Below are 22,757 nucleotides of genomic sequence, written 5' to 3' on the forward strand. Positions count from 1 at the left end.
CAAGCGAATTGGCGGTTATGCTTCCGGTTGCGCCGCAGCCGGCTCGACGGCTGGCGTCAAGCGAGGAGAAGCGTCGGCGATGACGGGAGTTGGTCATTGCCAACGTCGAAAGATGACGCTGGCGTTGACGCCCCCGAAACCGAATCCGTTCGAAATCGCATGCTCCATCGTCATGCGCCTTGCCTCGCGGGCCACGATGTCGACGCCTTCCGCGGCCGGATCGCCGTTTTCGAGATTGAGAGTGGGCGGCGCGACCTGGTCGCGCAGTGCGAGGATCGTGAAGATGGCTTCCGCTCCCCCAGCCGCGCCGAGCAGATGACCGGTCGCCGATTTGGTGGCGCTTACGGCAATTTCTCCCTCGCGGCCGAAGACGGTTTTGATCGCTTCAAGTTCGGAAACGTCGCCAACCGGCGTGGAAGTGGAATGGGCGTTGAGATGCTGGACATCGGCGGGCTTGAGCCCGGCCTGTCGCAAGGCGCCTTCCATGGCGCGGCGCGCCCCGTCGCCGTCCTCGGGGCCTGACGTGATGTGGTAGGCATCTGCCGTCGTGCCATAGCCGACGATTTCGGCGATCGGCTTGGCGCCGCGGCGGATCGCGTGCTCAAGTTCTTCAATGACGAGGACGCCGGCGCCTTCGCCCATGACGAAGCCGTCGCGGTGCCGGTCGAACGGGCGGGATGCGCGGGCCGGCATTTCATTGAAGCCCGTCGAAAGTGCCCGGGCGGCGGCGAAGCCGCCGAGGCTCACGAGATCGATGCAGGCTTCCGAGCCACCGCAGACCGCGACATCGGCTTCTCCCGAACGAATGAGGCGTGCGGCATCGCCGATCGCCTGCACGCTTGCGGCGCAGGCGGTGACCGGCGCGCCGATCGGACCCTTGAAACCGTAGCGGATAGAGATGTGACCAGCCGCGAGATTTGCAAGAAAAGACGGCACCGTGAAGGGCGAGAGACGCCGGACACCGCGCTGATCCACCGTGCGGACCGCCTCAACGATCGCCGGAAAACCTCCAATGCCCGATGCGATCACGGTTGCCGTGCGCTCCAGCGAATGCGTGTCGGAAGGGGTCCAGGCTGCCTGTGAAATGGCCTCGGATGCAGCGGCGAGGGCGAATAGGATGAAGCGATCCATCCTTCGCTGATCTTTGGGAGGAACGGTCAGATCCGGATCGAAGCCTCCATCCGGATCGTCGGCCTTTATTGGCACGATGCCAGCGACCCGGGCGGGAAGGGCAGCCGCCCATTCCGGGAGTGCGGTAAGTCCTGAACGGGCCGATAGCAGCCGGGACCACGCCAACTCACTGCCGCAGCCCAGCGGTGATACCAATCCCAATCCCGTAACGACGACGCGACGCATGATGAGATTACCTTTGAGGTCGGCTTAAACAGTCCGGCTACGCTGGTAACCCCATCTGCTTGCGGAGGCTTTTGTCAAACATCCGTTCAGGAACGAAGCGACGCAGGATGCTCACCTGCCGCGCCATCCTACCGCAGGTGTATCGCAGACGGGGCGAGGTGGTCGTCGCGGCTTCTACGACCCTCTCGGCAACAATCTCGGGACTGTCGGCTGTCTTCATGACCTCGCGCATGAGCGTGCTGGACCGCGTTCGCGCCGGGACGTATGCGTCTAGGCCACGATCCGGAAGCACCATGTTTTGTTCGAACGAAGTTCGGGTATACGCCGGCTCAAGCAAGCAAATTCGAATGCCGAAGGTCCGCACCTCGTGATCCAGGGACTCCGAGTATCCTTCGAGAGCATGCTTCGTGGAGGAGTAGAGGGCCGAGAATGGGGCAGGTATTAAGCCCATGACCGAACTTATATTGACGATCCGTCCCGCTTTTTGACTTCGCATCACAGGGAGAACCGCGTTGGTCATGCGGATCACTCCGAAAAGGTTTACGTCGAACAACGCTTGGGCTTGTTGCACCGACGATTCTTCAGCTCCGGCAAGCAGGCCGGTTCCCGCGTTGTTCACCAGAACGTCGATCCTGCCCGCCGTATCGAGCACCTTGTCGACGACGGCCTTGACTGATGCGTCGTCCGTTACATCGCAGGGGATCATCGTAATGCCGTCCGCGATACTTGCGACGGCCCGCCGGCTCGTGCCGAAAACGCGGAATCCAGCTTGACGCAACGCCTTTGCCGAAGCATGCCCGATTCCTGTTGCAGCCCCGGTTACAATCGCCACTTTGCCGTCTTGTCGCATGGAAAGCCTCCATCGATGCTATTGAGCGTTAGAAGTTGAACTGTCTCTTCCGAAAAGGGAGCCCTATTCGGCAGCCATTGCTGTTCGCAATTCCGGCTGCTCACTCAAGTCCTCATAGATTTCATCTGTAGTCGGCTTGATCCGAAACCACGCGGCATAAAGCGCAGGAAGGAACAGCAGGATCAGAACCGTGCCGACCGCCGTGCCGCCGATCAGCGTGTAGGCCATCGACCCCCAGAAGACGGAATGCGTGAGGGGAATGAAGGCCAGCACGGCGGCAAGTGCGGTCAGGATCACGGGCCTCGTGCGTTGCACCGTGGCCTCGATGACCGCGTGATAGTCATCAAGGCCGGCAGCACGGTTCTCCTTGATTTGTTCGGTCAGGATCAGCGTATTGCGCATCAGGATGCCCGCCAGTCCTATCAGGCCCAGAATGGCGTTGAATCCGAAGGGCTGGTTAAAGGCGAGCAACATCGGCACGACGCCGACGAGGCCAAGCGGTGCCGTCAGCATGACCATGGTCATCGTCGAGAAGGATCGTACCTGCAGCATGGTGACGATCAGCATGGCGGCGATCATGGCGGGAAAGATCGTCGCCAATGCGTCATTGGCCTTGGTTGCCTCCTCGATCGATCCGCCCAATTCGATGCGATAGCCGGCCGGAAGGGATGCGATCAGCGGCTCAAGGGCCGTCTTGATCTCCTTTGAAACCTCTGGAGGCTGGGTCGCCTCATTGATGTCCGAGCGAATCGTGACGACGGGCGTGCGATCGCGGCGCTTCATGATCGGCTCTTCCAGACGGATTTCCGAATGGCCGATCTGCTCGAGCGGAATCGGGCGGCCGTCCCGGCTCATCAGTGAGAAATCCGCCAGACGCGTCGGATCCAGCCGCTCGCGGCCGGCGCTGCGTGCCACGATGGGGACATTGCGAATGTCTTCGCGGACCTGCGTGATGGCGACGCCGGTAAGGAGGAACTGCAGTTGCCGGCCCACCTCCGCTGGCGAGAGGCCGATCAGGTTCAGTCGATCCTGATCAGGGATGAAGCGGAGCACTGGGGTGCGATCACCCCAATCGCGGCTTGCTTGCCGCACATCGGGAACGCCACGCATGATTCCGAGAGCTTTTTCAGAGATCGCGTACAATTGCGCGGGATCAGGCCCCATGACGCGAAACTCGACCGGGAATGGCGTATAGGGTCCGAACACAAGCTGCGTGACGCGCACATTGGCCTCAGGTGCAAGCCCCTGCGACACCGCCTCTCGGAGCCGGTGCTTCAAAGCCTCGCGCGCCTCCGCGTCCGGTGTAAGCACGACGACCTTGGCGAAGGCCGGATCAGGCAGCTCCGGCGCCATCGCGAAGAAGAATCGGGGAGCGCCCTGACCGACATAGCTCGTGACGATCTTGGCCTCCGACTGGCCGTGCAGCCAGCGTTCGAGCTTCTCGACTGTGGCGGTCGTCGTCCCGATGCTGGTACCTTCCGGCAAGCGAACCTCCACCAGCACTTCGGGACGGTCGGACGTCGGGAAGAACTGCTGCTTGAGGGCGCCCATGCCGGCCCCGGAAAGCGCGAAAGCGATGGCGACGATGCCGCAGGTTACGAACTTGTGGCGCACGGCGAAGGTGATGAGGCTTCGCAGGCGCCGATAGTTCGGTGTGCCGTAAATCGCGTGGTGACCGCCTTCGACCGGCTTGATCGCGGGCAGCATCTTGACGCCGAGGTAGGGCGTGAAGATCACCGCGACGATCCAGGAGACGATCAGGGCGAACCCCACGACCCAGAAGATGTTGCCGGCGTATTCACCGGCCGTCGAGCGCGCGAAGCCCACCGGCAGGAAGCCGGCGACCGTCACGAGTGTGCCCGACAACATCGGCGCCGCAGTGTGGCTCCACGCGTAGGCCGCCGCCTTGATGCGGTCCATGCCCTCTTCCATTTTCACCACCATCACCTCGATGGCGATGATGGCGTCGTCCACGAGAAGACCAAGCGCCAGGATGAGGGCGCCGAGCGTGATGCGGTCGAAGAACCGGCCGGTTTCCAGCATGATGAGGAACACGACGGCAAGCGTCAGGGGGACGGCAGCCGCCACGACGATGCCGACGCGCCAACCGAGGCTGAGCAGGCTCACCAGCAGCACCACGCCGAGCGCCATCGCAAACTTCATCATGAATTCGTCAACCGCCGAGGTGATGTTGACGGCCTGGTCGCTGACCTTGGCCAGAGTCATCCCGAGTGGCAGCGTCCGAGCGATAGCGGCGGACCGCTCCTCCAGCGCCTTGCCGAGCGCGAGGCCATCCCAGCCCTCTTGCATAACCGCTGCGAGCATGACGGAGGGCTCACCCTGGTGTCGAATGAGGTAGGTGGGAGGATCCTCGTAGCCGCGGCGCACTTCGGCGATGTCGGAGAGTTTCAGCGTCCGTCCCGCAGCGACGATCGGCGTGTCGGCGATCGCCTGGACGCTGTCATAAGCGCCGTCGACTCGGATGAAGACCTGCGGCCCCTTGGTATCGATCGAGCCTGCCGGTGTGAGGGTGTTCTGCCGCTGCAAGGCGGCAACGATATCCTGTGCCGACACGCCGAGGGTTGCCAGTTTGGCATAGGAGAACTCGATGAAGATCTGTTCGGGACGTTCACCGAGGATGTTGATCTTCTTGACGCCGGGCACGTGCAGGAGGTCCTGGCGAATGGTCTCGGCTTGCCTGGCGAGTTCCCGCATCGGCATGCCCTTCGCCTTGAGGGCATAAAGGGCAAAGCTCACGTCCGAATATTCGTCGTTAACGAAGGGGCCGAGCACACCAGACGGCAGCTTGCGGGCTTCGTCCCCGAGCTTCTTGCGGGCTTGGTAGAACTCCTCCTGCACGCTCGATGGCGGGGTGCTGTCCTTCAGCGTGAGCATCATATACGCATAACCTGGCCGGGTGGTCGTCTCCACTCGGTCGTACCAGGTCAGCTCCTGAAGCCGCTTCTCCAACGGTTCGGCGACTTGGTCCTGCATCTCGCGCGCCGTCGCGCCCGGCCATACCGTCGTGACCGTCAGGGTTTTGATGGTGAAGGATGGATCCTCCGCCCGCCCGAGCATGATGAAGGCGTAGGCGCCTGCGGCCGCCATCAGGAGGATGAAGAACAAGGTGACGGCGCGTTCGCGAACGGCGATCGCGGAAAGATTGAGGTTCATCAGTTGGCCACTCCTATTTCCTCGACGTTCGTCGTGACGCTCGCGCCGTCCTGCAGCAGGTGGGCGCCGAGTGAACCGCGCTTACCTAAAAAGCGCGGCCTCTGACTGCGCTTCTGGAGCTTACAATTGGTTCGGCGACAGCCTCTTTGAGGCCAGCTGCCGCTTGGGCGGCAAGCCCACGGGCCGCTGCTTGTGAATCTTGAAATTCCTCGAGTGCATAGACTCTGCCCCACCGCAGGGTGAATACGTGGAGGCCACGGTTGACGTACGACGCGTCGCCGTTGAGCAGCGTTGCGGCGCCGTCCCACTCGGCAAACACGGTGGTGTGCCACGGCCAGCCTTTCACCCAGATGTTGTTGACCGTGAGACGGAGAGTGGGCAGGACGCGGCCGAGACGCTCAAACCAGCGGCGCAGGGCTTCTTTGTCGTGGCGCTCACCACCAAGCGCGTGGGCGCCGGAAACGCGGTGATGGACATGCGGCGCGACTGCTTTCACCGCTTCATCCCAGCGATGGTTGTTGACGTGGTCGAAGGTCTTTCGGATTTCGTTCTTGACAATGTAACCGTATACCATTGTTGGCCTCCACGGTGAGCGCGGAAAGATTGAAGCTCATTAGTTTTCCCTGCCTTCAGACGCAGTCCTGACGCGAGCGCCCTCCTGCAGGAGATGAGCGCCGAGAGAAACAATCGGATCACCAGAACTCAATCCAGAGATCACCGCGCTTTCGCCGCTCAGCCGAACAAGTTTGACGGGCCGAAAGCGTACGGTTGATGTGGCGCTATCCAGGACCCACACACCCGTCTTCCGGCCGTCATCGAGCACGGCTCCCAGCGGTACCTGAACTTCCGGCTGGCTCGCCTGGCTTGCCAGTCGAATGGTCACCGTCGCGCCAAGAGGGGCTGCCGCAGCCTCACCGTCGAGCACATACCAAGCCTCATAGGTACGGGTCTGAGCATCGGCGGCGTCCGACAACTGCCGCAGATGCGCCGCATCGCGCCGCCCGTCGGCCCCATACACGCTGGCCTCGGCCACGGAGCCGATCGCTGGCCGGATTGTTTCGGGAAGCGCAACCACCGCTTCGCGGGGGCCGGCCTTCGCGATCCGAACGACTGTCTGGCCGGCAGAGACGACCTGCCCGGGCTCGCCAAGCGTTTCGACGACCGTTCCGTCCGCGTCCGCTACCAGGACCGAGTAGGTCGCCTCATTCTCAGAGACCCGCGCATCAGCTTCAGCGGTGGCCAGTTGGGCCTCGGCGGTATCCAACGCAGCCTTCGCTTGCTCGTAGCGCTGTCGGGAAGCCCATCCGTTGCTCACCAACCTGGCGTATCGCTGTTCATCCGCTTCGGTCTGAACGAAAGATGCGCGCGCTGCGGCAACGGCGTTGCGCTTCGCCGTGACCGCAAGGCGAAGGTCGGTTTCGTCGATCCGCATCAGCGACTGACCGGCTTTGACCTGCTGACCGGCATTCACAAACCGTTCCACGATCTTGCCGGCAACGCGAAAACCGAGGTTGCTCTGGACTCTCGCCGCTGTGATCCCCGTGAAGCCGCGTTCGGATCCGGCCACCCGCGTTGCCGTCGCCAATCGGACGATCGGTGGTTCCTGCCTCGGGTCGCTCACGGCGGAGGCTGCCTGCGTGCGGATGGAAAGCGTGACGAATGCGGCCACCCCGAACACCGCGGTTAGGACGCTCCCCAGCACGATAACGAGTCTCTTTTTCATGGCTACAGTCTCACCAAATAGATTGCATTCGAACTCTATATCTGATATAGATTTCGAACGCAATCTAAAAAATGGAGGTCGACAATGCGAGTGAGTCGCATTCAGGCCGCGGAAAACCGCGAAACTGTAATCAATGTGGCAAGTCGCCTTTTTCGGGAGCGCGGCTTTGATGGCATCGGGCTTAAGGATCTGATGGAGGGTGCCGGGCTGACCCAAGGCGCCTTTTACAAGCAGTTCGCGTCAAAGGAGGACTTGGCGGTACAGGCGTCCAGGCGGGCATTGGAGAGCGCCTCCCGCCGATGGTCGGACGCCGCCGCGGAGAATCCTGATGATCCGCTTGGCGCGGTAATCGCGTTCTACCTCAGTGCCGACCATCGCGAAGAAAAGATGGACGGCTGCCCGATCGTGGCGCTCGGCTCAGATGCCGCCAGACAGGGGGCCGACGTGAAATCGGCATTCGAAGCGGGGATCAAGGCGCATCTCGAAGTCCTCGGCCGCTTCATTGCTGAGACCGATGGCGGGGAGTCCAGTGGCAAGGCCATGGCCATTCTCACGACGATGGTCGGTGCGGTGACGCTATCGCGCGTCGTCAACGACCCCGATTTGGCTCAGGCCTTTCTGGATGCAGCAGTCAAACAGGTTCGCGAAGGCGTCCGAAGAGGCCGTGTTGATCGGCAAGCACACCGTCTTGGGCGCAAAAAGCATCCAATAAAACGTCGAACAAAGCGTCCAACATGAAAATGAAGCCCTCGATCTGAGTAAAATTGTTGGAGCAACGAAAAATCGAACAAACATTTCGGCTCGGAGCGCTTCGCCCGCTTCATCGGACGACGAGAGGCGATGGGCTGACGGGATAACTGCGTGAGGTAACGGTTAGCGCAACAGGAGTTGAGACTGGATACCAACTCGCAAAAGGCACCCTTGGGCTTGATAGGCACCTTTCAATTCGCTCATTCCGATAAGCCATTGAAATCGCAACAAATGCGACCGCCCTCCGAGCGCACCAAAAGCAGCATAAGCCATTCGGCCGGGATCATGCGGAACCCGGTCATGTCCATGCCGCCCATGTCCATGTCGTTGGCGAGCCGGAGCACGTAGCTCCATGCCAGCCGGTCGCGCCGCCGCCGACCCGGCGATCGCGCCGCAGTACGGTTTCGGTCACTTGCGATTGACCGTGCCGGCCCTTGTCGCAGGGCCGGTATCAGGAGTTGTATCAAGCCTGGTTCGACCAGCGGATCGGCGCATAGAGGCCGTTCTTGCCGGAATTATCCCAGCGCATGCCATGATCGCTGAACGTGTTGCCGGGGGCGCCGACTGCCAACACCATGTTGTCCGGGCTAACCGGATGGCCGATGTTCGCCCACATTTCGCCGCTCGGATGCATGGTCGGCAACGGATCGACGGACATGTGCAGAATATCCGGGATTTCCGCGGACCGCGTCTTGCCGTCGATTCGGAATGTGATCGGGACCTTGCGCACCCCCAGGTTCTTGCTGATCAGCGGTGTGAACGCGGCCATAGGACCACCGGCGGCGCCGGTGAAGATCGCAGCCAGGGCCTCGGTCTGCTCATCGTTGGCGCGCTGATCGACATAGGCGGCCACCGACCAATCTCCGTCTGCCATGACCCCAGGTGCGTGGAGGATAATCAGGACGTTGAGTCCATCGAGCACGGTGTCGCCATAGCGGCCGCTTTCGATGTGGAAGATCAGCGGTACGTTACAGAAGCCTTCGGTCGGTCGCGAGGTCAACGGAGGGGCCGCCGACACGAGGCAGGGACACACGATGCTGCAACTGCAATTCTCGAAATAGTCACCGGAAAGGTGCCATGGGACGTCCGCCATCGCTCTCTCCCGCTAGGCCGAACCCGATAGATTGCTTTCGAATGAGCCACGTGTAGTTGAAAATTACGCTGCGCACCACCTCAAAAAATCAGCTTTTGTTTTTGTTGGGTTTTTGGCTCCGTGCCCCGCACTTTATCGCGGGGAACGGAATCTCCGAGGGACAAACCCGTCACGGCTTGGCCGGGCTCGATCGAGGTGAGAGCGGGACTTGGAAGGTCCTGTATCGCGGGAGCTCAGGAAAGCTATCCGCGGCGCTGGCGGAGACCAGCCCGACGATCGCGGCCGCAACTTCCTTGCCGACCAGCCGATTGATCGCAGTGGTTTGACCTTTGCTCAGTTGGACTTCGAGCGCGCCCGCCGCCGCCATCGCGGCCCTGACGCGGTTGATCGACTGCTCGGAATATCTATCGTCGATCGCAATTGTCTTGCCGGCCAGGTCGGAGACCGACTTGACGTCGGGACCCGCCACGAGGACGGCCACGAGCGCGTCCAGCGACGCATCCAGCGTCGGGACCGACATTCGTCCCGCGACCGCGGAGGCGGCCGCCACCTGCTCCTGTGTCGTTCGGGTCTGCGGAACCTCGGTCGTTGAATGCGGTTCGGTGGTGATTGCGCGAGCAGCTTCGGAAGCGCGCGTCGCTTCGGAAGCAACCGCATTGCCCGTCGTCTGCTGGTTCGCTTGCGGAGAAGGAATCGGTATGGGAATGGCTGGTGCGGCTTTCGCCGCGACCTTGATTGGCTTGGGTGTCCGACGGACGGCGTGGTCCGCGTGAGATCGGGGCGGGCTGTCGCCGCGCCAGGCGACGGTGGACACCGGTTTCGTTGTGGCAGAATCGCTGTCATACGATTCAGGTTCAATCGGCACATGAACCGCGGTCAGGCAGGCGAACGGATTCATGCCGACGCAGGATGGCTGTGTTGATTGTTGGCTGCTGCAACCGACCAGGGTAGTAGCCAGCACGCAAATAAGAAGCGTCCTCAATCGATCCTCCTGAAGAGGTTGAGTGCGGCCCGCAATTCTTGCGGCTTGAAAGATGTTGCGCTGGGTCGTCAATCATTGATGCAAAACTGTTAAGCGCGCATTAATTGAAGCGCCTCGGCGCCATCCCATGGTGCCTGCATTTCACACGCCCGCCTTCTCGTTGCTTCCTTTGATGCAGGATTTCGCCACGAATCGGTCGCTATGGTTGTGCGCTGGGGGTTGTTCATCGAGTGATGGAGAATGGCCTATGGCGAGTATCGAACGACTTCACAGAGCTGCGCCGCTGGATTTAGCCAAGCTTGAAGAAGATGTCGTAGGGAGTCTTCCCGCGATCAGGGCAGCCCCATCGGGGTCGATGCCGGACTACGTCGAGCATGAAGAGGGCGTTACGCGCGTCGGTGCGCTGACTGCCGAGGCCGTGGTGCGTGACTATAAAGCCGCCGCCAGGGAAATCGAAGCCATGGGAGCGGAACTGATCAGCGCGGCGAAGAAATGCGAGGCGATGACCGCCGAAGTGCACAATGCCATTGCCTTCATGCGCGACACCGCAGCCTCGTATCGCGAGGAAGCCAAGAAGATCTTCAAGCGCATTGAAGAATGCGCGATCTTTACCGAGCAGGTTCGAAAGACCTGCGAGACCGTCAAACTCAAGATGATCGAAGGCAAAGTATAGCCGCCGTGAGATATCCGAAACATCGATCCGGTCTGTTTTTTGAATAGCGTGTGTGAATTGCGGTACAGGCTGGTGCCGCGAATCAGCTTAGTTTGTAGTCTCCTCCCTAGACTCACCCGCCGCAAATGGCGGGTCCTCTTTGTGAAATCTGCCAGTCAGAATAGCCTTGCAGCGATGCTGTGGTGGCCGCAGTGGCTAATCGGGCAGGTCCGCATCCGTTGGTTGCAGCTTGTATACCTGGGTGATCCGGTGCCCTCCGGGCGCACCACAACGTTGCAGTTTGGATCTAGTACAATCGGTTCTCCGAGGTGTTCGCGTGTCCGCAATGCCACGGCGCGCGAATCGTTTGCGGTGGGTGCGGGTTTGTTGCCCCTACTGTCGCACCGTTCGCGTAAACTACACGTGCCCGCCGGTTGCTGATTCCCGCCGGCTCCGCCGCCGTTCGGCGCTTCCAGGAAGTTCGACATTACCAAGACCACCCGGAGCATCTTCATGCTGTTTCTGAGCTACGCCTATCGATTCCTCTCCAACTTCGTGTTCCTGGCCCTGGTCTATTTCGCCCTGAATTTCCTCGAAAAGTATCAGCACCGCGTGGTCGTCGCGATTCTCGTGCTGATCTATACCGGCATGCATGCGGCGTCGGCGCTGCGGTCGTTTCACTTCTTTCAGCGCATCGAGCGGCTGGAACTGGAGGCACGCCGCCTGGTGGCGGCGCTGGGCGAGGGGCCGAATTCGACGTCGACGCGCAAGCAGGTTATCACCGAGGTCGGAACGCTGCGCCATGCCGGCGAGATCAAGGCCTATATCGACCTGCTGTTCCTCGCCATCGTCATCCTGCTCTGCATCGCCAAGATCGTGACGAACTGAACCCTTGTCCCGATCGCGGAGACCCTTGGGCTCAGGAAAACGCTTCAAAACAAATGATTAGCGGATGGTCCTGATCCATTCGATCAGAACCGCTTCTTCAAGCCGGCGACCCGAACCGACCGCCCATTCCGTTTGGCTTGTGCCGCCGGCTTGGGCGCGGTCGCGCCGGCGCTTTGCGGCGCCTGCGCGGTTTGTCCGTCGGACGCCGGCGGCTGGGCCGCGGCCGCGCGGCCGTGGCGGCGAGATTTGCCGGCGAGTTTTGCCGAGGAGACTTCCGTTGAACGCGCCTGCGCAGTCGATGCCGCCCGGCGCGCGGACGTGGCCAGCAGGGTCATGCTCGCTGATTCCGGAATTTTGAAAATGCTCCGGGCCGGAATCGGCAGCGCGGCCATTGTGGCGGCCGGCGGCAGCGTCGTTTGCCGCGGCCACGGCGCGACCTGTGGCAGGGGAACGCCGCGCCCGCGCCGTGCGGTGCGTGCGCCAAGACCGGTCGTGTGCCAATCGAGATCGGACAACGCCGGGACCGGGAGCACTGCAGGGCCGGCAGAAGCGAATTTCGGAACCTTCGGCCAGCGCGAAACCGCCACCGTCTCCGACGGCGGATGCAACAGCCATTGCTGCGGCTCGGTCGGCGTTGCCGGCCGATCAGGCGTCGCCGGCACCACATGGACGATGCGATAGCCGCGCACTTTCAATTCGTGCAGAATCCTCGGCAGCGCAGCGACCGTGCGCGGCTGAATGTCATGCAGCAGCAGGATGCCTTTGCCCTTTCGCTCCAGCCGCTGCATCGCAAGCTCATAGACGCGATTGGCGGAGACGTTGCGCCAGTCGTCGGCCGGGAAATCGGCGCTCCAGAGCTGAAGCCCCTTGGAAGCAGCAAATTCCTCGATCCCGTCGTTGACGCGCAGGCCGGGAATGCGCAGGAACGGCGCGGGCGCAGTGCCGTCGGCCAGCGCCGCGGTCACCGACGCGATGCCCTGCTCGATCTCCTGCCTGGAGCGGTCGAGCGGCAGGCGATCCATGCCGGTCGGATGGTTCTGACTGTGGGTGGCCACCGTGTGGCCGGCGTCACGCACCTTGCGCACGCCTTCCGGATTGGCGTTGGCCTGGCTTCCGACCAGGAAGAAGGTCGCCTTCGCGCAATGCGCAGCGAGAATGTTGAGGATCTGGTTAGAGTATTTCGGCAGCGGACCGTCATCGAAGGTCAGCACCACCTCACGATCTGCGAGCGGCAGCGTCTTGCCATATTGCATGGTGCCGATGATGGGATGGGCGCGCGGATCGACCACGATGGTGCGTGACGTGCCGATGGCGTCGGGATGACCCGGACAATCGGCAGCCGACGCAACCTGTGCGGCGACCGAGGTCAGCAGGCCCACGCACAAGGCGGTCCAAGGACGCCACCGACGCTCCCCAAATACGCTAGCGATCATTGAACCCCGGCTTCATTCCAAAGAGCACGCAACGTTTACATCTGATGCCATGAATGCCGCCTTAATCGCCTGAATTCCAGACCTAATTTGGCTTCGGGGCGTGATCCAGACCACAGAACCGCGTCAGCCAAAAAGATCGTGATCTAATGTGCTTTGTCGGACACGGTTTTGGCGCCTGCCGGGACCAGGTGGACGACGCGGTAACGGTTGTCGCGGAGGTAGCGCAGGAAGGCCGGCAGCATGGCAGCGGTCTGCGCCTTGGGATCGTGCAGCAGGATGATGCCCTTGCGGGCGACTTGCAGTCGCTCGGTGAGCAGTTTCAACTGCTGTGCCGGCGTCATCGGATTCCAGTCGCTGGCCCAGAGGTCGGCGCCGAACACGGCGATGCCGCGCTTTTGCAAGGCGTCCAGCGTCGCGGGCGTCATGTCAAAAAATGGAAAGCGAAAGAACGGCGTGCTCGGGGTCGTGGCGGCCTTTCCGTGCAGCGCCGTTTCGACCGCCGCGATGCCCTTGTCGATCTCGCCGATGGCCGCCTCCGGCTTCATGTATTTCAGATTGTGATGGGTCCATGTGTGATGCGCGATGGTATGGCCCTGCGCCGCTATTCTCCGCACCAGTTCGGGACGTTCGGAGGCCGGCTTTCCGATCAGGAAGAAGGTGGCGCGCACGCATTCATGCGCCAGCGCCGCCAGGATCTTCTGGTCCGTCGCAGGCCACGGTCCGTCGTCGAAGGTCAGCACCACCTCGCGGTCATCAAGCGGAAGCGTCTGTGGAAAGCTTTTGAGGCCCACGCGCGGGTAGGTGGCGGGGTCCACCGCGAGAACGCGTGAGGTGCCGAGCGCGTCCTTGCGGCTGCATTCGGCAGCCTGAGCCGCCGCAACGAAGGTCATCAATGCCGCGACCGCCGAGCACAGCGCCGCGCTTAAATTTCGGGTCATTTGCGGTTGGACATATTTGGCATTGCGCTGGGTGTTGCCGATTGGGTAAGCGTGCAGCGTAACTCAGACAAGTTCCCTCAATCTGTCAAACCGGCGAGGCGTGGCATGGCCGAGAAGATCGACGTTGCCCAGGCCGCAGACGCGCTGTCAGCGCAGGGCTCGGTACTCGACCATCTGCCGATGCGGGACGAAGAGAACCAGCTCCGCCGCGAGTTTGTCGAGGAGATCACGCGCGCCATCCACGCCGCCGACCGGCCGCTGTTGTGCGAGGTGGTGGCGGAACTTCACGAGGCCGATCTCGGCGATTTGATCGGGGCCCTCGAGCCTGAGGACCGTGTCACGCTGGTCGAACTGACCGGCGCCGATTTCGACTTCTCGGCGCTGAACGAGGTCGACGATTCCGTCCGCGAGGAAATCCTCGAGGAACTCGAACCGGAGACGGTCGCGGAGGGCGTTCGCGAGCTGGAATCCGACGACGCCGTCCAACTGCTTCAAGGCCTCGACGAGGAGGACAAGGAAGAGATCCTCGAAAAGCTGCCGCCCTCCGAGCGCGTCGCGCTGGAGCGGAGCCTGCTTTATCCGGAAAATTCCGCAGGCCGGCGGATGCAATCCGAGTTCATCGCGGTGCCGCCGGACTGGACCGTCGGCCAGGCGATCGACTACATGCGCGACACCCCGGACCTGCCGGGCCGGTTCTACGAGATCTACGCGGTGGATGCCGAAAATCACTGGCAGGGTGCGGTCTCGCTCGACACGCTGCTGCGGGCGCGCCGGCCTGTGCCGATCGCCGATCTCATCGACGAGGACCGCCGCCGCGTCTCCGTGCTGGACGACCAGGAAGAGGTCGCGCGGATGTTCGGCAAGTACAATCTGGTCGCGGCTCCCGTGGTCGACACCACCAACCGGCTGGTCGGCGTCATCACCATCGACGACGTGGTCGACGTCATCGAGGAGGAGGCCGACGAGGATCTGAAGGCGCTCGGCGGCGTCACCAGCGACGAAGAATTGTCCGACAGTGTCTGGACCATCGCGCGCGCCCGCTTCAACTGGCTGCTGGTCAATCTGGCGACGGCGTTTCTGGCGTCCTCCGTGCTCGGCCTGTTCGAGGGCCAGCTTGAGAAGATGGTGGCGCTCGCCGTGCTGGCGCCGATCGTGGCGAGCCAGGGCGGCAACGCCGCGACCCAGACCATGACGGTGGCGGTGCGGGCGCTGGCGACCCGCGAACTCGGCTCCAATAATGCGTTCCGCGTCGTCATGCGCGAGGCGATGGTCGGCCTCGTCAACGGGCTCGCCTTTGCCGTGATCACCGGCGTCGCCGCGGTGGCCTGGTTCAAGATCCCGGGTCTCGGCATCGTGATCGGCCTTGCCATCATCTGCAACCTGGTGGCCGGCGCGCTTGGTGGCATTCTGATCCCGATGGTGCTGGACCGGGTGCGCGCCGACCCCGCGGTGGCGTCGGGGACTTTCGTCACGACCATCACCGACGTGGTCGGCTTCTTCTCGTTCCTCGGCATCGCCACGCTGTGGTTCGGGCTGAAGTAGCTTTCGCCTTTGCTGCCCCTTTTATCGTTAATCGGGCCTTAACGCGCTTGGCTGATGATGTTGGCTCACGAGGTCAACATGCAGCGCTTGCGGCTGAAAGCGGACGGACGGATCGTCGAACTGCGGGACGGGCAGGAGTTCCCGCTCGCGCCGACGATGCCCGGAGTCGCCCTTGCGATCCCCGCGCCCGAGCCCGCGCTTGCAATGCCCACCGTCTCGCCCACAACGCCGGACGTTACACCCGGCGAAACCCCGGCCTTGCCGGCGGTGCGCGACCTGCGCCGCCGTGCGCAGCTGACGCAACTCGAATTCGCGGCCAGGCTTGGCGTGCCCGTCGAAACCATCCGGAACTGGGAGCAGGGCAAGCGTGCACCGCGCGGACCGGCGCGGGCGCTGCTCGCCGTGATTGCCCATTCGCCGGAAACCGTTTTCGCAGCGCTGGCCACGGAGGAACCGTCGCCCGTCTAGTTCGCGGGTTGCCCCGTTTTCTTCCCGCACACCGGACCCACCCCGGATCAAGTCCGCCGCAGGATTTCGCTTCAAAAGCGCTATCTGTTGGCACGGCAGTTTCCACAGCCCATAATGGGGCCGGTCCGCGGATACAACCGATGCTGTTTGTCGAAGCCAATGGCGCAAAAATACCGGCGATCGGGCTGGGCACCTGGGAATTGCGTGGGCGAAGCTGCGCCCGCCTGGTCGAGCAGGCGCTGCGGCTCGGCTATCGCCACATCGACACCGCGCAGATGTACGAAAACGAACGCGAGGTCGGCGAGGGCTTGCGCGCCTCGGGCGTGAAGCGCGATCAGGTCTTCCTCACCACCAAGATCTGGCCCTCGCATTTCGCGCCTCACGATCTGGAGCGTTCGGCCAAGGAAAGCCTGGTGCGACTGCGCCTGACCGAGGTCGACCTGTTGCTGCTGCACTGGCCGAACCCGCAGGTGCCGCTGGTCGAGACGCTCGGCGCGCTGGCACGGATCAAGCAGCAGGGGCTCGCGCGGCATATCGGCGTGTCCAATTTCACCGTGACCCTGATCGAGGAGGCGGTGGCTTCATGTTCGGAGCCGCTGGTGTGCGACCAGGTCGAGTACCATCCCTATCTCGACCAGACCAAGGTGAGGCAGGCCTGCGCGCGCCATGGCATGGCCGTGGTGGCCTATAGTCCGGTCGCCAAGGGCCGCATCAAGAACGATCGCGCGCTGCTGCGGATCGGCGACCGCTATCGCAAGACGGCGGCGCAAATCTGCCTGCGCTGGCTGGTGCAGCAGGGCGTGGCGGCCATCCCGCGGACGTCGAAACTCGAGCGGCTCTCGGAGAACATCGAGATCCTCGATTTCGAGCTGTCGGAAGCGGACATGCAGCAGATTTCCGGCATGGGCAGCGCCGGGGGCCGGCTCACGGATTTCGGTTTCGCGCCGAAATGGGATTGAGGCATTGCGCCGCCGGACGCTATGCTGGCGGCCCAGGGGACTATCGAACATCGTTTTGATGCGATGGAGCTGCGACGGATCATACCTTCGGACATCACGGCGTCGGCGATCGCGCATGGGTCGCTGCTGACGCTGGTGGTTCTGTTTTCCGAGGTGCATCCGTTCGGCGCTGTGACCGCCGAGCAGATCTCGGTCGAGATCGTGACCCAGCAAGACCTTGCCGAAAACAAGCCGGAACCGGCGCCAACGCCGCAGCCCGATTTCTCGCTGCGGGACAAGCCGGCGGCCACCGGTGCGCCTCCGCCGACGGTCCAGCCGGCGCCTGCCGGGCGGCCGCAGCAGCAGGCTGCGCTCGCCGCGCCGCGCGCGGCCCAGCCGCCGTCGGTCGCGTCGCCGCCGCCACAACCGGCGGCGCCGGCCTACAAGCCGCCCGAGCCGGATGTCTCGATCAAGTATCAGGTGCTGCTGGGCTTGCCGCCCGACCTCTCGCCCACGCTGCGGCTCGCTCCCTCGCAAGCCCGCAACAAAGGCGACGACGATTTCGACGCGCCGGCGGTCGAGGCGGCCGATGTCGCGAGCACGCTGGTGGCGGAGTTCCGCCGCCACCTCAAATCCTGCTCGAAACTGCCGGCCTCGCTGTCGAGCACCGACGACGTCAAGGTCAAGCTGCGCGTGTTGATGACACCGGATGGCAGGCTCGCCGCAGAACCGATGCTGATAGAGGCCAGCGCCTCGATGAAGGGCCCGTTGCTGATGCAGGGCGCCATCCGGGCGCTGTCGGCCTGTCAGCCCTACGCCATGCTGCCGGCGGACCGCTACGGCGAATGGAAGGTGCTCGATCTCAGCTTCACGCCGCAGGATTTTTCCGCGTCCTAGCGCGTGAACTCACCACCGCTCGATCATCCCGGCGTCAAAAGAGGAGAGGTAAAGGTCGCTCTCTCAGGGCCAAATGGAACTACGGTGGGCGAAACGGAAGCACTGTCCCGGACGTTGAAAGATAATCAACCAATGGACGTCGAGCCCTCGGCCGGCGGCAGGCCCATTCACTGGCGGGAGACGAGCATGACACTCATCTGGCTTGGTGTGCTTCTTGTTTTCGGCGGGGTGTTGCAGATGGCCTTCCAGCCAATCTGGCGCGGCCGATTAAGCGGTAGAAGGCGGCTTCGCGCCGGGCAAGCCAGCGACACCCTGGAACCTGAAAGACCGGCTGGCGGCTTTGGGTTCAAATCGAACTGGCCTGGTCTTGTGCTACTCGCGCTCGGCGCCGCTTTCTTGCTTGTCGGGGCCACCATCTGAATTTGAAACTGTTTCTAGCTCCCCATCGCCCGCCAGGCATTCGAGGCGAACTGCCGTCGCCAGGTGACGATGACGACCAGCGCGGTCGTCGCCAGCAATAACCAGGGGCTGACGAACCAGCCGAGATAACCAAGCGCGAAGAAGAACGCGCGCTGGCCGCGGTTGAAATGCCGCCCCGCCGCCTCGAACAGGCGCGTCGTGCGCATCACATGGGCTTCCGCTTCCGCGGTGTCGCGCTCTGACGACGGCGGCATCGCGCCGAGCAGGATCGCGACATAGTTGAACAGGCGGTACGACCAGGCGAATTTGAAGAAGGCGTAGATGAAGATCAGGATCAGCCCGACGCATTTGATTTCCCAGAGCGCAGGCGAGGGGGTGAGATCGACCGGCAGTTCGCGCAGCACGGCGAGCGCATCGTTGGTCGCCCTCAGCAGCGCCAGCGCACCACCGATCGCGATCAGGCTGGTGGAGGCGAAGAAGGCGGTGCCGTTCTGCAGCGAGGCCATGATCTGCATGTCGACCATGCGTGCCTCGCGGTCGAGCATGTTCCGCACCCAGACCTCGCGATAGTGGTTCATGCGCGCCGACAGGCTGTCGCGGCCGTAAGCCGTGTGCTCGAGCGTGAAGCCGTAGGCCAGCCATTCCACGACGAAGAACGCGACGGCGGCGATATCGACCCAATAGGCGCCCATGTGGCGAGATCCCCGGTGGTGGTTTGGCAATCGTGATGTACAGGTTGAACGCGTGCGGTGCACTATGGCAAGATCACCGTCGCAACAGGATTTCCCCGCAAATGTTGAAGCTGGTCATCGGCAACAAGAACTATTCGTCATGGTCGATGCGGCCATGGCTGGCGCTGCGCGCCAATGACATCCCGTTCGAGGAAGTGTGCATCCCGCTCTACACCGACGACAAGGCCGACAAGGACCGGATCCTGAGCTTTTCCCGCGCGGGCAAGGTGCCGGCGCTGGTCGATGGCGACCTCACGGTGTGGGATTCGCTTTCGATCATCGAGTATCTCGCCGAGAAATACCCGCAAAGTCGGCTGTGGCCGGAGGACCGTGCGCGCCGGGCGCATGCGCGCTCGATTTCGGCGGAAATGCATTCGGGCTTCATGCCGCTGCGCAATGAATGCGGCATGAACCTGCACCGCCCGGTCGGCGCGGTCGATCTGTCGGATGACGCACGTGCCAACGTGGCGCGCGTTCAGGAGATCTGGGCCGATTGCCACAGCCGTTACGGCAAGGAAGGACCGTTCCTGTTCGGCGCGTTCGGCGGCGCGGACGCGATGTTTGCGCCGGTGGTGCATCGCTTTCGCACCTATGCGATCGAGGTGAGGGGCGAGGCGCGGCATTATTTCGACGCGATGTTGTCGCTGCCGGCGTTCCAGGAATGGACCCGCGCCGGTCTTGCTGAAACGCTCGTCATCGAGCGGTTCGAGACGGTCTGATTTCGGGTGCGGGGCCTGTGGTCGGGCGGGGGTGCCAGGGCTCGCCGCAACCCGCGGCATTCTGTCCTATATTGGGAAAAGCGGCCTCTATATTAGGCAGGCGGGTTCCCGGGAACCGCAAGAATTGCCGCTTATCGCCCTGAAAAACATGCGGAATTTGCGCATTTGCCATGCCTCGATGCTGCTGGCTTTTGGGGGGCCGACTGTGCTAGGTTGCCGCAGGGTTCTCAAGTCGGCCGAAAGCTAGCGGGACCGTGAGCGCGGCCGGCGTTCTTGCGTAATGGAGAGGGCGTTGAAGCATAAGTACTCCGTTGGAGAGACTGTCTATTTTACTGCCAGCAACGTTGCCCGTCCGGCCGCCAGTGGCACCTATGAGGTGATCCGGCTGTTGCCGACCGATGGCGACGATTGTCAGTATCGCATCAAAAGCTCGACCGAAGCTTTCGAACGGGTCGCCAAGGAAAGCCAGCTCGCAATTTCCTGAAACAGTTGTGTGCAAGTAGTCGGCTGACGAAGTTCCACCTTTGGTTGCCGTCAAAAGGCCTCGTTCGCGGAAACATTCTGCCGAAAAGCGAATGCAGCAGTGCCGCATTCGTCTTTCGATCGCGTTTGATGCTGCGTTGAGGGACACCGCGCATGAACTGGGCCTGGGCTGCTTCGCTGGATCACATCTGGCACTCGCCGAACCTTCCGTTGTACCTGACGCTGGTCACGGCCGGCTTTGTCGGGATCATCGTTCTGATCACGCTGCTGCGTTCGGAGAGATCCGTGGCCAACAGCGTGCTGGCGCTCATCACGCTGCTCGCGGTCGGGGTCGCAGGCGCCGTGACCTTCCGCGGCTTCGGCACGCCAAACGGGGTTCAGTCGACGGAGGCGCCGCGTGCGGTTCAGACGGCTACCGCGCCGTTGCCGCAGCTTTCCTGTATTGACGAGCTGGCCGGCGATGCAGTCCTCGCCGCGTGCGAGAAGGCGCTGTTCGGTTCGGCCGAGTCGGTGGCTGCGGCCGTGGCCTACGCCGCCTCGCAGATCACGCTGCTGACCTCGCTCGGAGATGTCGCCACCGCCAACAAGGGCGCCGGCTCCGACTTGCTGGCGCTGCGCCGCGCCGTCGAGCGCGACCGTTACGGGTTGATGGCCTATGTACTGACGGCGCGGGACCGTTGCACGCCATCGGCCTGCCGCGCTTTCCGCTCGCTGAACGAGACGCGCCAGATTGCGGCCAACATGGAAGAGAGCGTCTATGAAAGCCTGATCATGCGCTACGCGGCGTCCTGGAACGCGCCGCAGGTCGCGACGGGCATGATCGCGGCGCTACCGCCGTCGCTCCCCACGGGCAAGCCCACCAACGCCGAATTCCCGACCTCGGCCTCCACCCCGCCGGTCAACATCATGACGCCCGAGCCGCCGCTAGGCGCCGCGCCGAAGCCGTCGTCTGCAACTGCGGCTGCGCCGGCATCGCCAGCCGCGCCGCGTCCGGCCGCGGCGACACCGCCAGCATCGCCGCCGGCACAGGCCGCCGCCAAGAAGCCGCCGCCGGCGCCGAAGCGGCCGTCCAACACAGTGCCGGTCCAGCTCGCGCCGTCGGGTTCGGCGCCCACAGCTGATAACAACGAGTGATCTTTTCAAAGCGCGCGCAGGCCGCTACATCGGCGGGATCATGCCGCTTCATCTCATCAAGCTTGCCGTCGGCTGCGAGTCAGTCAAGGAACTCAAGGGCTGGGTTGCCGAACGAATGGCAACCGCCAAGAAAAAGGGCCTGCCGCTTCGTCACGTCCACATCACACGGATGACGCCGAAGCGCGACGCGGAAATCCTCGCGGGCGGCTCGCTCTATTGGGTGATCAAGGGCGAAATCGCCGCGCGCGAAAAGATCATCGCGATCGAGCCGTTTCGCGACAAGGACGGTATCGGGCGGTGCCGCCTGGTGATGCAGCCCAAGGTGTTTGCGGTCTCGCCGCGGCCGATGCGCCCGTTCCAGGGCTGGCGCTACCTTGCCGAGGACGCCGCGCCGGCGGACCTCACCAAATCCTCAGCCGCCAGCGTGGCGGCGATGCCGGAGCCGATGCGCCGCGAATTGCGCGATCTGGGGCTGCTCTGAGGCTCCGTTCTAAACCCCGATATTGTCGATCAGGCGCGTCGTGCCGAGTTTCGCGGCGACGAGGATCCGCACCGGCCCGTCTTTCATCGAGGTGATCGGCGCCAGCGTCCCGGCGTGCCGGGCCTCGAAATAGTCCAGCACGAAGCCGGCGGCGCTGATCAGTTCGCGGCCGGCTTCCATCGCGGCCGCAAAATCCTCGCCGGCCTTCAGCCGCTTGGCGCTTTCCTTCATGGCGCGGTACAGCGTCGGCGCCGTCTGCCGTTCCTCGGGCGAGAGGTAGACGTTGCGCGAGGACATCGCCAGTCCGTCGCGTTCCCGCACGGTGCGCGAGCCGATCACCTTGACGCCGAGGTCGAGATCGGCGGCCATCTGCGTCACCACCCGCAATTGCTGATAATCCTTCTCGCCGAAGATCGCCACGTCTGGCCGGACTTGCGTGAACAGCTTGCCGACCACGGTGGCGACGCCGCCGAAGAAATGCGGCCGGAAACGATCCTCGAGCCCGGCGATGGCCGGGCCTTCCGGCACGATACGGGTGGCGAAGCCGTCCGGGTACATCGCCTTGACGTCGGGATTCCAGATCAGGTCGACCTTCTCGGCGGCGAGTTTGGCGACGTCGGCTTTCCAGGTGCGCGGGTACGAACCGAAATCTTCCGTCGGTGCAAACTGCGTCGGGTTGACGAAGATCGAGACGATGACTTTTTGCGCCCGGCGTCTGGCGAGCCGCACCAGCGACACGTGTCCGTCATGAAGCGCTCCCATGGTCGGCACCAGCGCGACGGCGGCCTTTCGGGCGCGCAAGGCCTCGACGGCGCGGCGCAATGCGGGAACGGTACGGACGACCATGGGACTTCGCGACATCTGGCCTCGATCTCTTGCAGCTTCTGACGGGGTGAGGGGGCCGGCGGCCCCGAACCTTTCGGCGGGCGCGCCGACCTTATAAGGCCGGAGCATTGCCGCCAAGTTTGCTTGGGCAAGGTTGCCTGGAATGGCACGCCTGCGGCAGCTAACGCGAGTCCGGAGCGACATCGCAACCGTCGGGATTCATCATTAAAGACACGCCGCGAGCGAATTGAATGCGTCGTCGTGCATTTCACTTGACGCG

General features: G+C 63.2%; 23 protein-coding genes. 12 read left to right on the top strand and 11 right to left on the bottom strand.

Translation table 11 applies throughout. The features are described 5' to 3' along the window. Window positions 1–93 precede the first annotated feature (93 nt). The 5 genes from fabF to IVB05_RS17935 all read right to left on the bottom strand — a co-directional run bounded on the left by fabF (window position 94) and on the right by IVB05_RS17935 (window position 7,103). A complete protein-coding gene (gene fabF / locus IVB05_RS17915; RefSeq protein WP_247785911.1) occupies window positions 94–1,356 on the bottom strand; it encodes a beta-ketoacyl-ACP synthase II in 1,263 nt (420 codons plus the stop codon). Between the two features lie 37 nt (window positions 1,357–1,393). Continuing rightward, on the bottom strand, window positions 1,394–2,206 hold the full coding sequence (locus IVB05_RS17920) for an oxidoreductase (protein ID WP_247785912.1): 813 nt from the start codon (window positions 2,204–2,206) through the stop codon (window positions 1,394–1,396). A gap of 63 nt (window positions 2,207–2,269) precedes the next feature. Then, complete coding sequence (locus IVB05_RS17925) at window positions 2,270–5,380, bottom strand: efflux RND transporter permease subunit (RefSeq protein WP_247785914.1); 3,111 nt, start codon at window positions 5,378–5,380, stop codon at window positions 2,270–2,272. A gap of 85 nt (window positions 5,381–5,465) precedes the next feature. Continuing rightward, window positions 5,466–5,954, bottom strand: a complete 489-nt coding sequence (locus IVB05_RS17930; RefSeq protein WP_247785916.1) for a nuclear transport factor 2 family protein — start codon at window positions 5,952–5,954, stop codon at window positions 5,466–5,468. Window positions 5,955–5,993: 39 nt separating this feature from the next. Then, window positions 5,994–7,103, bottom strand: coding sequence for an efflux RND transporter periplasmic adaptor subunit (locus IVB05_RS17935; RefSeq protein WP_247785918.1), 1,110 nt, complete (start codon window positions 7,101–7,103; stop codon window positions 5,994–5,996). Window positions 7,104–7,187: 84 nt separating this feature from the next. Here IVB05_RS17935 and IVB05_RS17940 point away from each other — a divergent pair, with 84 nt between their 5' ends. Further along, entirely contained in the window at window positions 7,188–7,841 is a 654-nt protein-coding gene (locus tag IVB05_RS17940; protein WP_247785920.1) for a TetR/AcrR family transcriptional regulator, read from the top strand. A gap of 475 nt (window positions 7,842–8,316) precedes the next feature. Here IVB05_RS17940 and IVB05_RS17945 read toward each other — a convergent pair whose 3' ends face one another. Both IVB05_RS17945 and IVB05_RS17950 read right to left on the bottom strand, forming a co-directional pair. Further along, window positions 8,317–8,946 carry a DUF1326 domain-containing protein gene (locus tag IVB05_RS17945; protein ID WP_247785922.1) on the bottom strand — a complete coding sequence of 210 codons (630 nt, stop codon included), beginning with the start codon at window positions 8,944–8,946 and terminating at the stop codon, window positions 8,317–8,319. A gap of 169 nt (window positions 8,947–9,115) precedes the next feature. Then, a complete protein-coding gene (locus IVB05_RS17950; protein ID WP_247785924.1) occupies window positions 9,116–10,000 on the bottom strand; it encodes a hypothetical protein in 885 nt (294 codons plus the stop codon). A gap of 175 nt (window positions 10,001–10,175) precedes the next feature. On the opposite strand from IVB05_RS17950, the gene IVB05_RS17955 reads away from it, so the two are divergent. Further along, window positions 10,176–10,601 carry a hypothetical protein gene (locus IVB05_RS17955; RefSeq protein ID WP_247785926.1) on the top strand — a complete coding sequence of 142 codons (426 nt, stop codon included), beginning with the start codon at window positions 10,176–10,178 and terminating at the stop codon, window positions 10,599–10,601. A gap of 492 nt (window positions 10,602–11,093) precedes the next feature. After that, the gene (locus tag IVB05_RS17960) at window positions 11,094–11,468 is read left to right on the top strand and encodes a hypothetical protein (protein ID WP_247785929.1); all 375 of its coding nucleotides are present in this window, start codon (window positions 11,094–11,096) and stop codon (window positions 11,466–11,468) included. An 83-nt stretch (window positions 11,469–11,551) separates the two neighbouring features. On the opposite strand, the gene IVB05_RS17965 is transcribed toward IVB05_RS17960, so the two are convergent. Further along, window positions 11,552–12,901, bottom strand: a complete 1,350-nt coding sequence (locus IVB05_RS17965; protein ID WP_247785935.1) for a polysaccharide deacetylase family protein — start codon at window positions 12,899–12,901, stop codon at window positions 11,552–11,554. A 143-nt stretch (window positions 12,902–13,044) separates the two neighbouring features. Next, window positions 13,045–13,839, bottom strand: a complete 795-nt coding sequence (locus IVB05_RS17970; RefSeq protein ID WP_247785936.1) for a polysaccharide deacetylase family protein — start codon at window positions 13,837–13,839, stop codon at window positions 13,045–13,047. A 105-nt stretch (window positions 13,840–13,944) separates the two neighbouring features. Between IVB05_RS17970 and mgtE the strand changes: the two genes are divergently transcribed. From mgtE to IVB05_RS17995, 5 genes are all read left to right on the top strand, one after another. Continuing rightward, the gene (gene mgtE, locus IVB05_RS17975) at window positions 13,945–15,381 is read left to right on the top strand and encodes a magnesium transporter (RefSeq protein ID WP_247785943.1); all 1,437 of its coding nucleotides are present in this window, start codon (window positions 13,945–13,947) and stop codon (window positions 15,379–15,381) included. A 78-nt stretch (window positions 15,382–15,459) separates the two neighbouring features. Then, window positions 15,460–15,849: a helix-turn-helix domain-containing protein gene (locus IVB05_RS17980; RefSeq protein ID WP_247786769.1), complete on the top strand. Its 390-nt coding sequence runs from the start codon at window positions 15,460–15,462 to the stop codon at window positions 15,847–15,849. Window positions 15,850–15,989: 140 nt separating this feature from the next. Beyond that, window positions 15,990–16,808, top strand: a complete 819-nt coding sequence (locus IVB05_RS17985; RefSeq protein WP_247785945.1) for an aldo/keto reductase — start codon at window positions 15,990–15,992, stop codon at window positions 16,806–16,808. Between the two features lie 21 nt (window positions 16,809–16,829). Next, on the top strand, window positions 16,830–17,684 hold the full coding sequence (locus IVB05_RS17990; protein ID WP_247785947.1) for a hypothetical protein: 855 nt from the start codon (window positions 16,830–16,832) through the stop codon (window positions 17,682–17,684). Window positions 17,685–17,870: 186 nt separating this feature from the next. After that, window positions 17,871–18,104, top strand: coding sequence for a hypothetical protein (locus IVB05_RS17995; protein ID WP_247785949.1), 234 nt, complete (start codon window positions 17,871–17,873; stop codon window positions 18,102–18,104). Between the two features lie 14 nt (window positions 18,105–18,118). Here IVB05_RS17995 and IVB05_RS18000 read toward each other — a convergent pair whose 3' ends face one another. After that, window positions 18,119–18,796 (bottom strand): DUF599 domain-containing protein, encoded by a 678-nt coding sequence (locus IVB05_RS18000; RefSeq protein WP_247785951.1) that lies wholly within the window; start codon window positions 18,794–18,796, stop codon window positions 18,119–18,121. A 101-nt stretch (window positions 18,797–18,897) separates the two neighbouring features. On the opposite strand from IVB05_RS18000, the gene IVB05_RS18005 reads away from it, so the two are divergent. The 4 genes from IVB05_RS18005 (at window position 18,898) to IVB05_RS18020 (ending at window position 21,652) form a co-directional block, all read left to right on the top strand. After that, the gene (locus IVB05_RS18005; RefSeq protein ID WP_247785958.1) at window positions 18,898–19,554 is read left to right on the top strand and encodes a glutathione S-transferase family protein; all 657 of its coding nucleotides are present in this window, start codon (window positions 18,898–18,900) and stop codon (window positions 19,552–19,554) included. 280 nt (window positions 19,555–19,834) lie between these two features. Beyond that, window positions 19,835–20,038 (top strand): hypothetical protein, encoded by a 204-nt coding sequence (locus tag IVB05_RS18010; RefSeq protein ID WP_108517906.1) that lies wholly within the window; start codon window positions 19,835–19,837, stop codon window positions 20,036–20,038. A gap of 152 nt (window positions 20,039–20,190) precedes the next feature. Continuing rightward, window positions 20,191–21,171 carry a hypothetical protein gene (locus tag IVB05_RS18015; protein ID WP_247785960.1) on the top strand — a complete coding sequence of 327 codons (981 nt, stop codon included), beginning with the start codon at window positions 20,191–20,193 and terminating at the stop codon, window positions 21,169–21,171. A gap of 40 nt (window positions 21,172–21,211) precedes the next feature. Continuing rightward, complete coding sequence (locus IVB05_RS18020; protein ID WP_247785961.1) at window positions 21,212–21,652, top strand: DUF1489 domain-containing protein; 441 nt, start codon at window positions 21,212–21,214, stop codon at window positions 21,650–21,652. A gap of 9 nt (window positions 21,653–21,661) precedes the next feature. On the opposite strand, the gene panC is transcribed toward IVB05_RS18020, so the two are convergent. After that, window positions 21,662–22,513 (bottom strand): pantoate--beta-alanine ligase, encoded by an 852-nt coding sequence (panC, locus tag IVB05_RS18025; protein WP_247785963.1) that lies wholly within the window; start codon window positions 22,511–22,513, stop codon window positions 21,662–21,664. Between the last annotated feature and the right edge of the window lie 244 nt (window positions 22,514–22,757).

Source organism: Bradyrhizobium sp. 170 (assembly GCF_023101085.1).
In the GTDB taxonomy this organism is placed as follows: Bacteria; Pseudomonadota; Alphaproteobacteria; order Rhizobiales; family Xanthobacteraceae; genus Bradyrhizobium.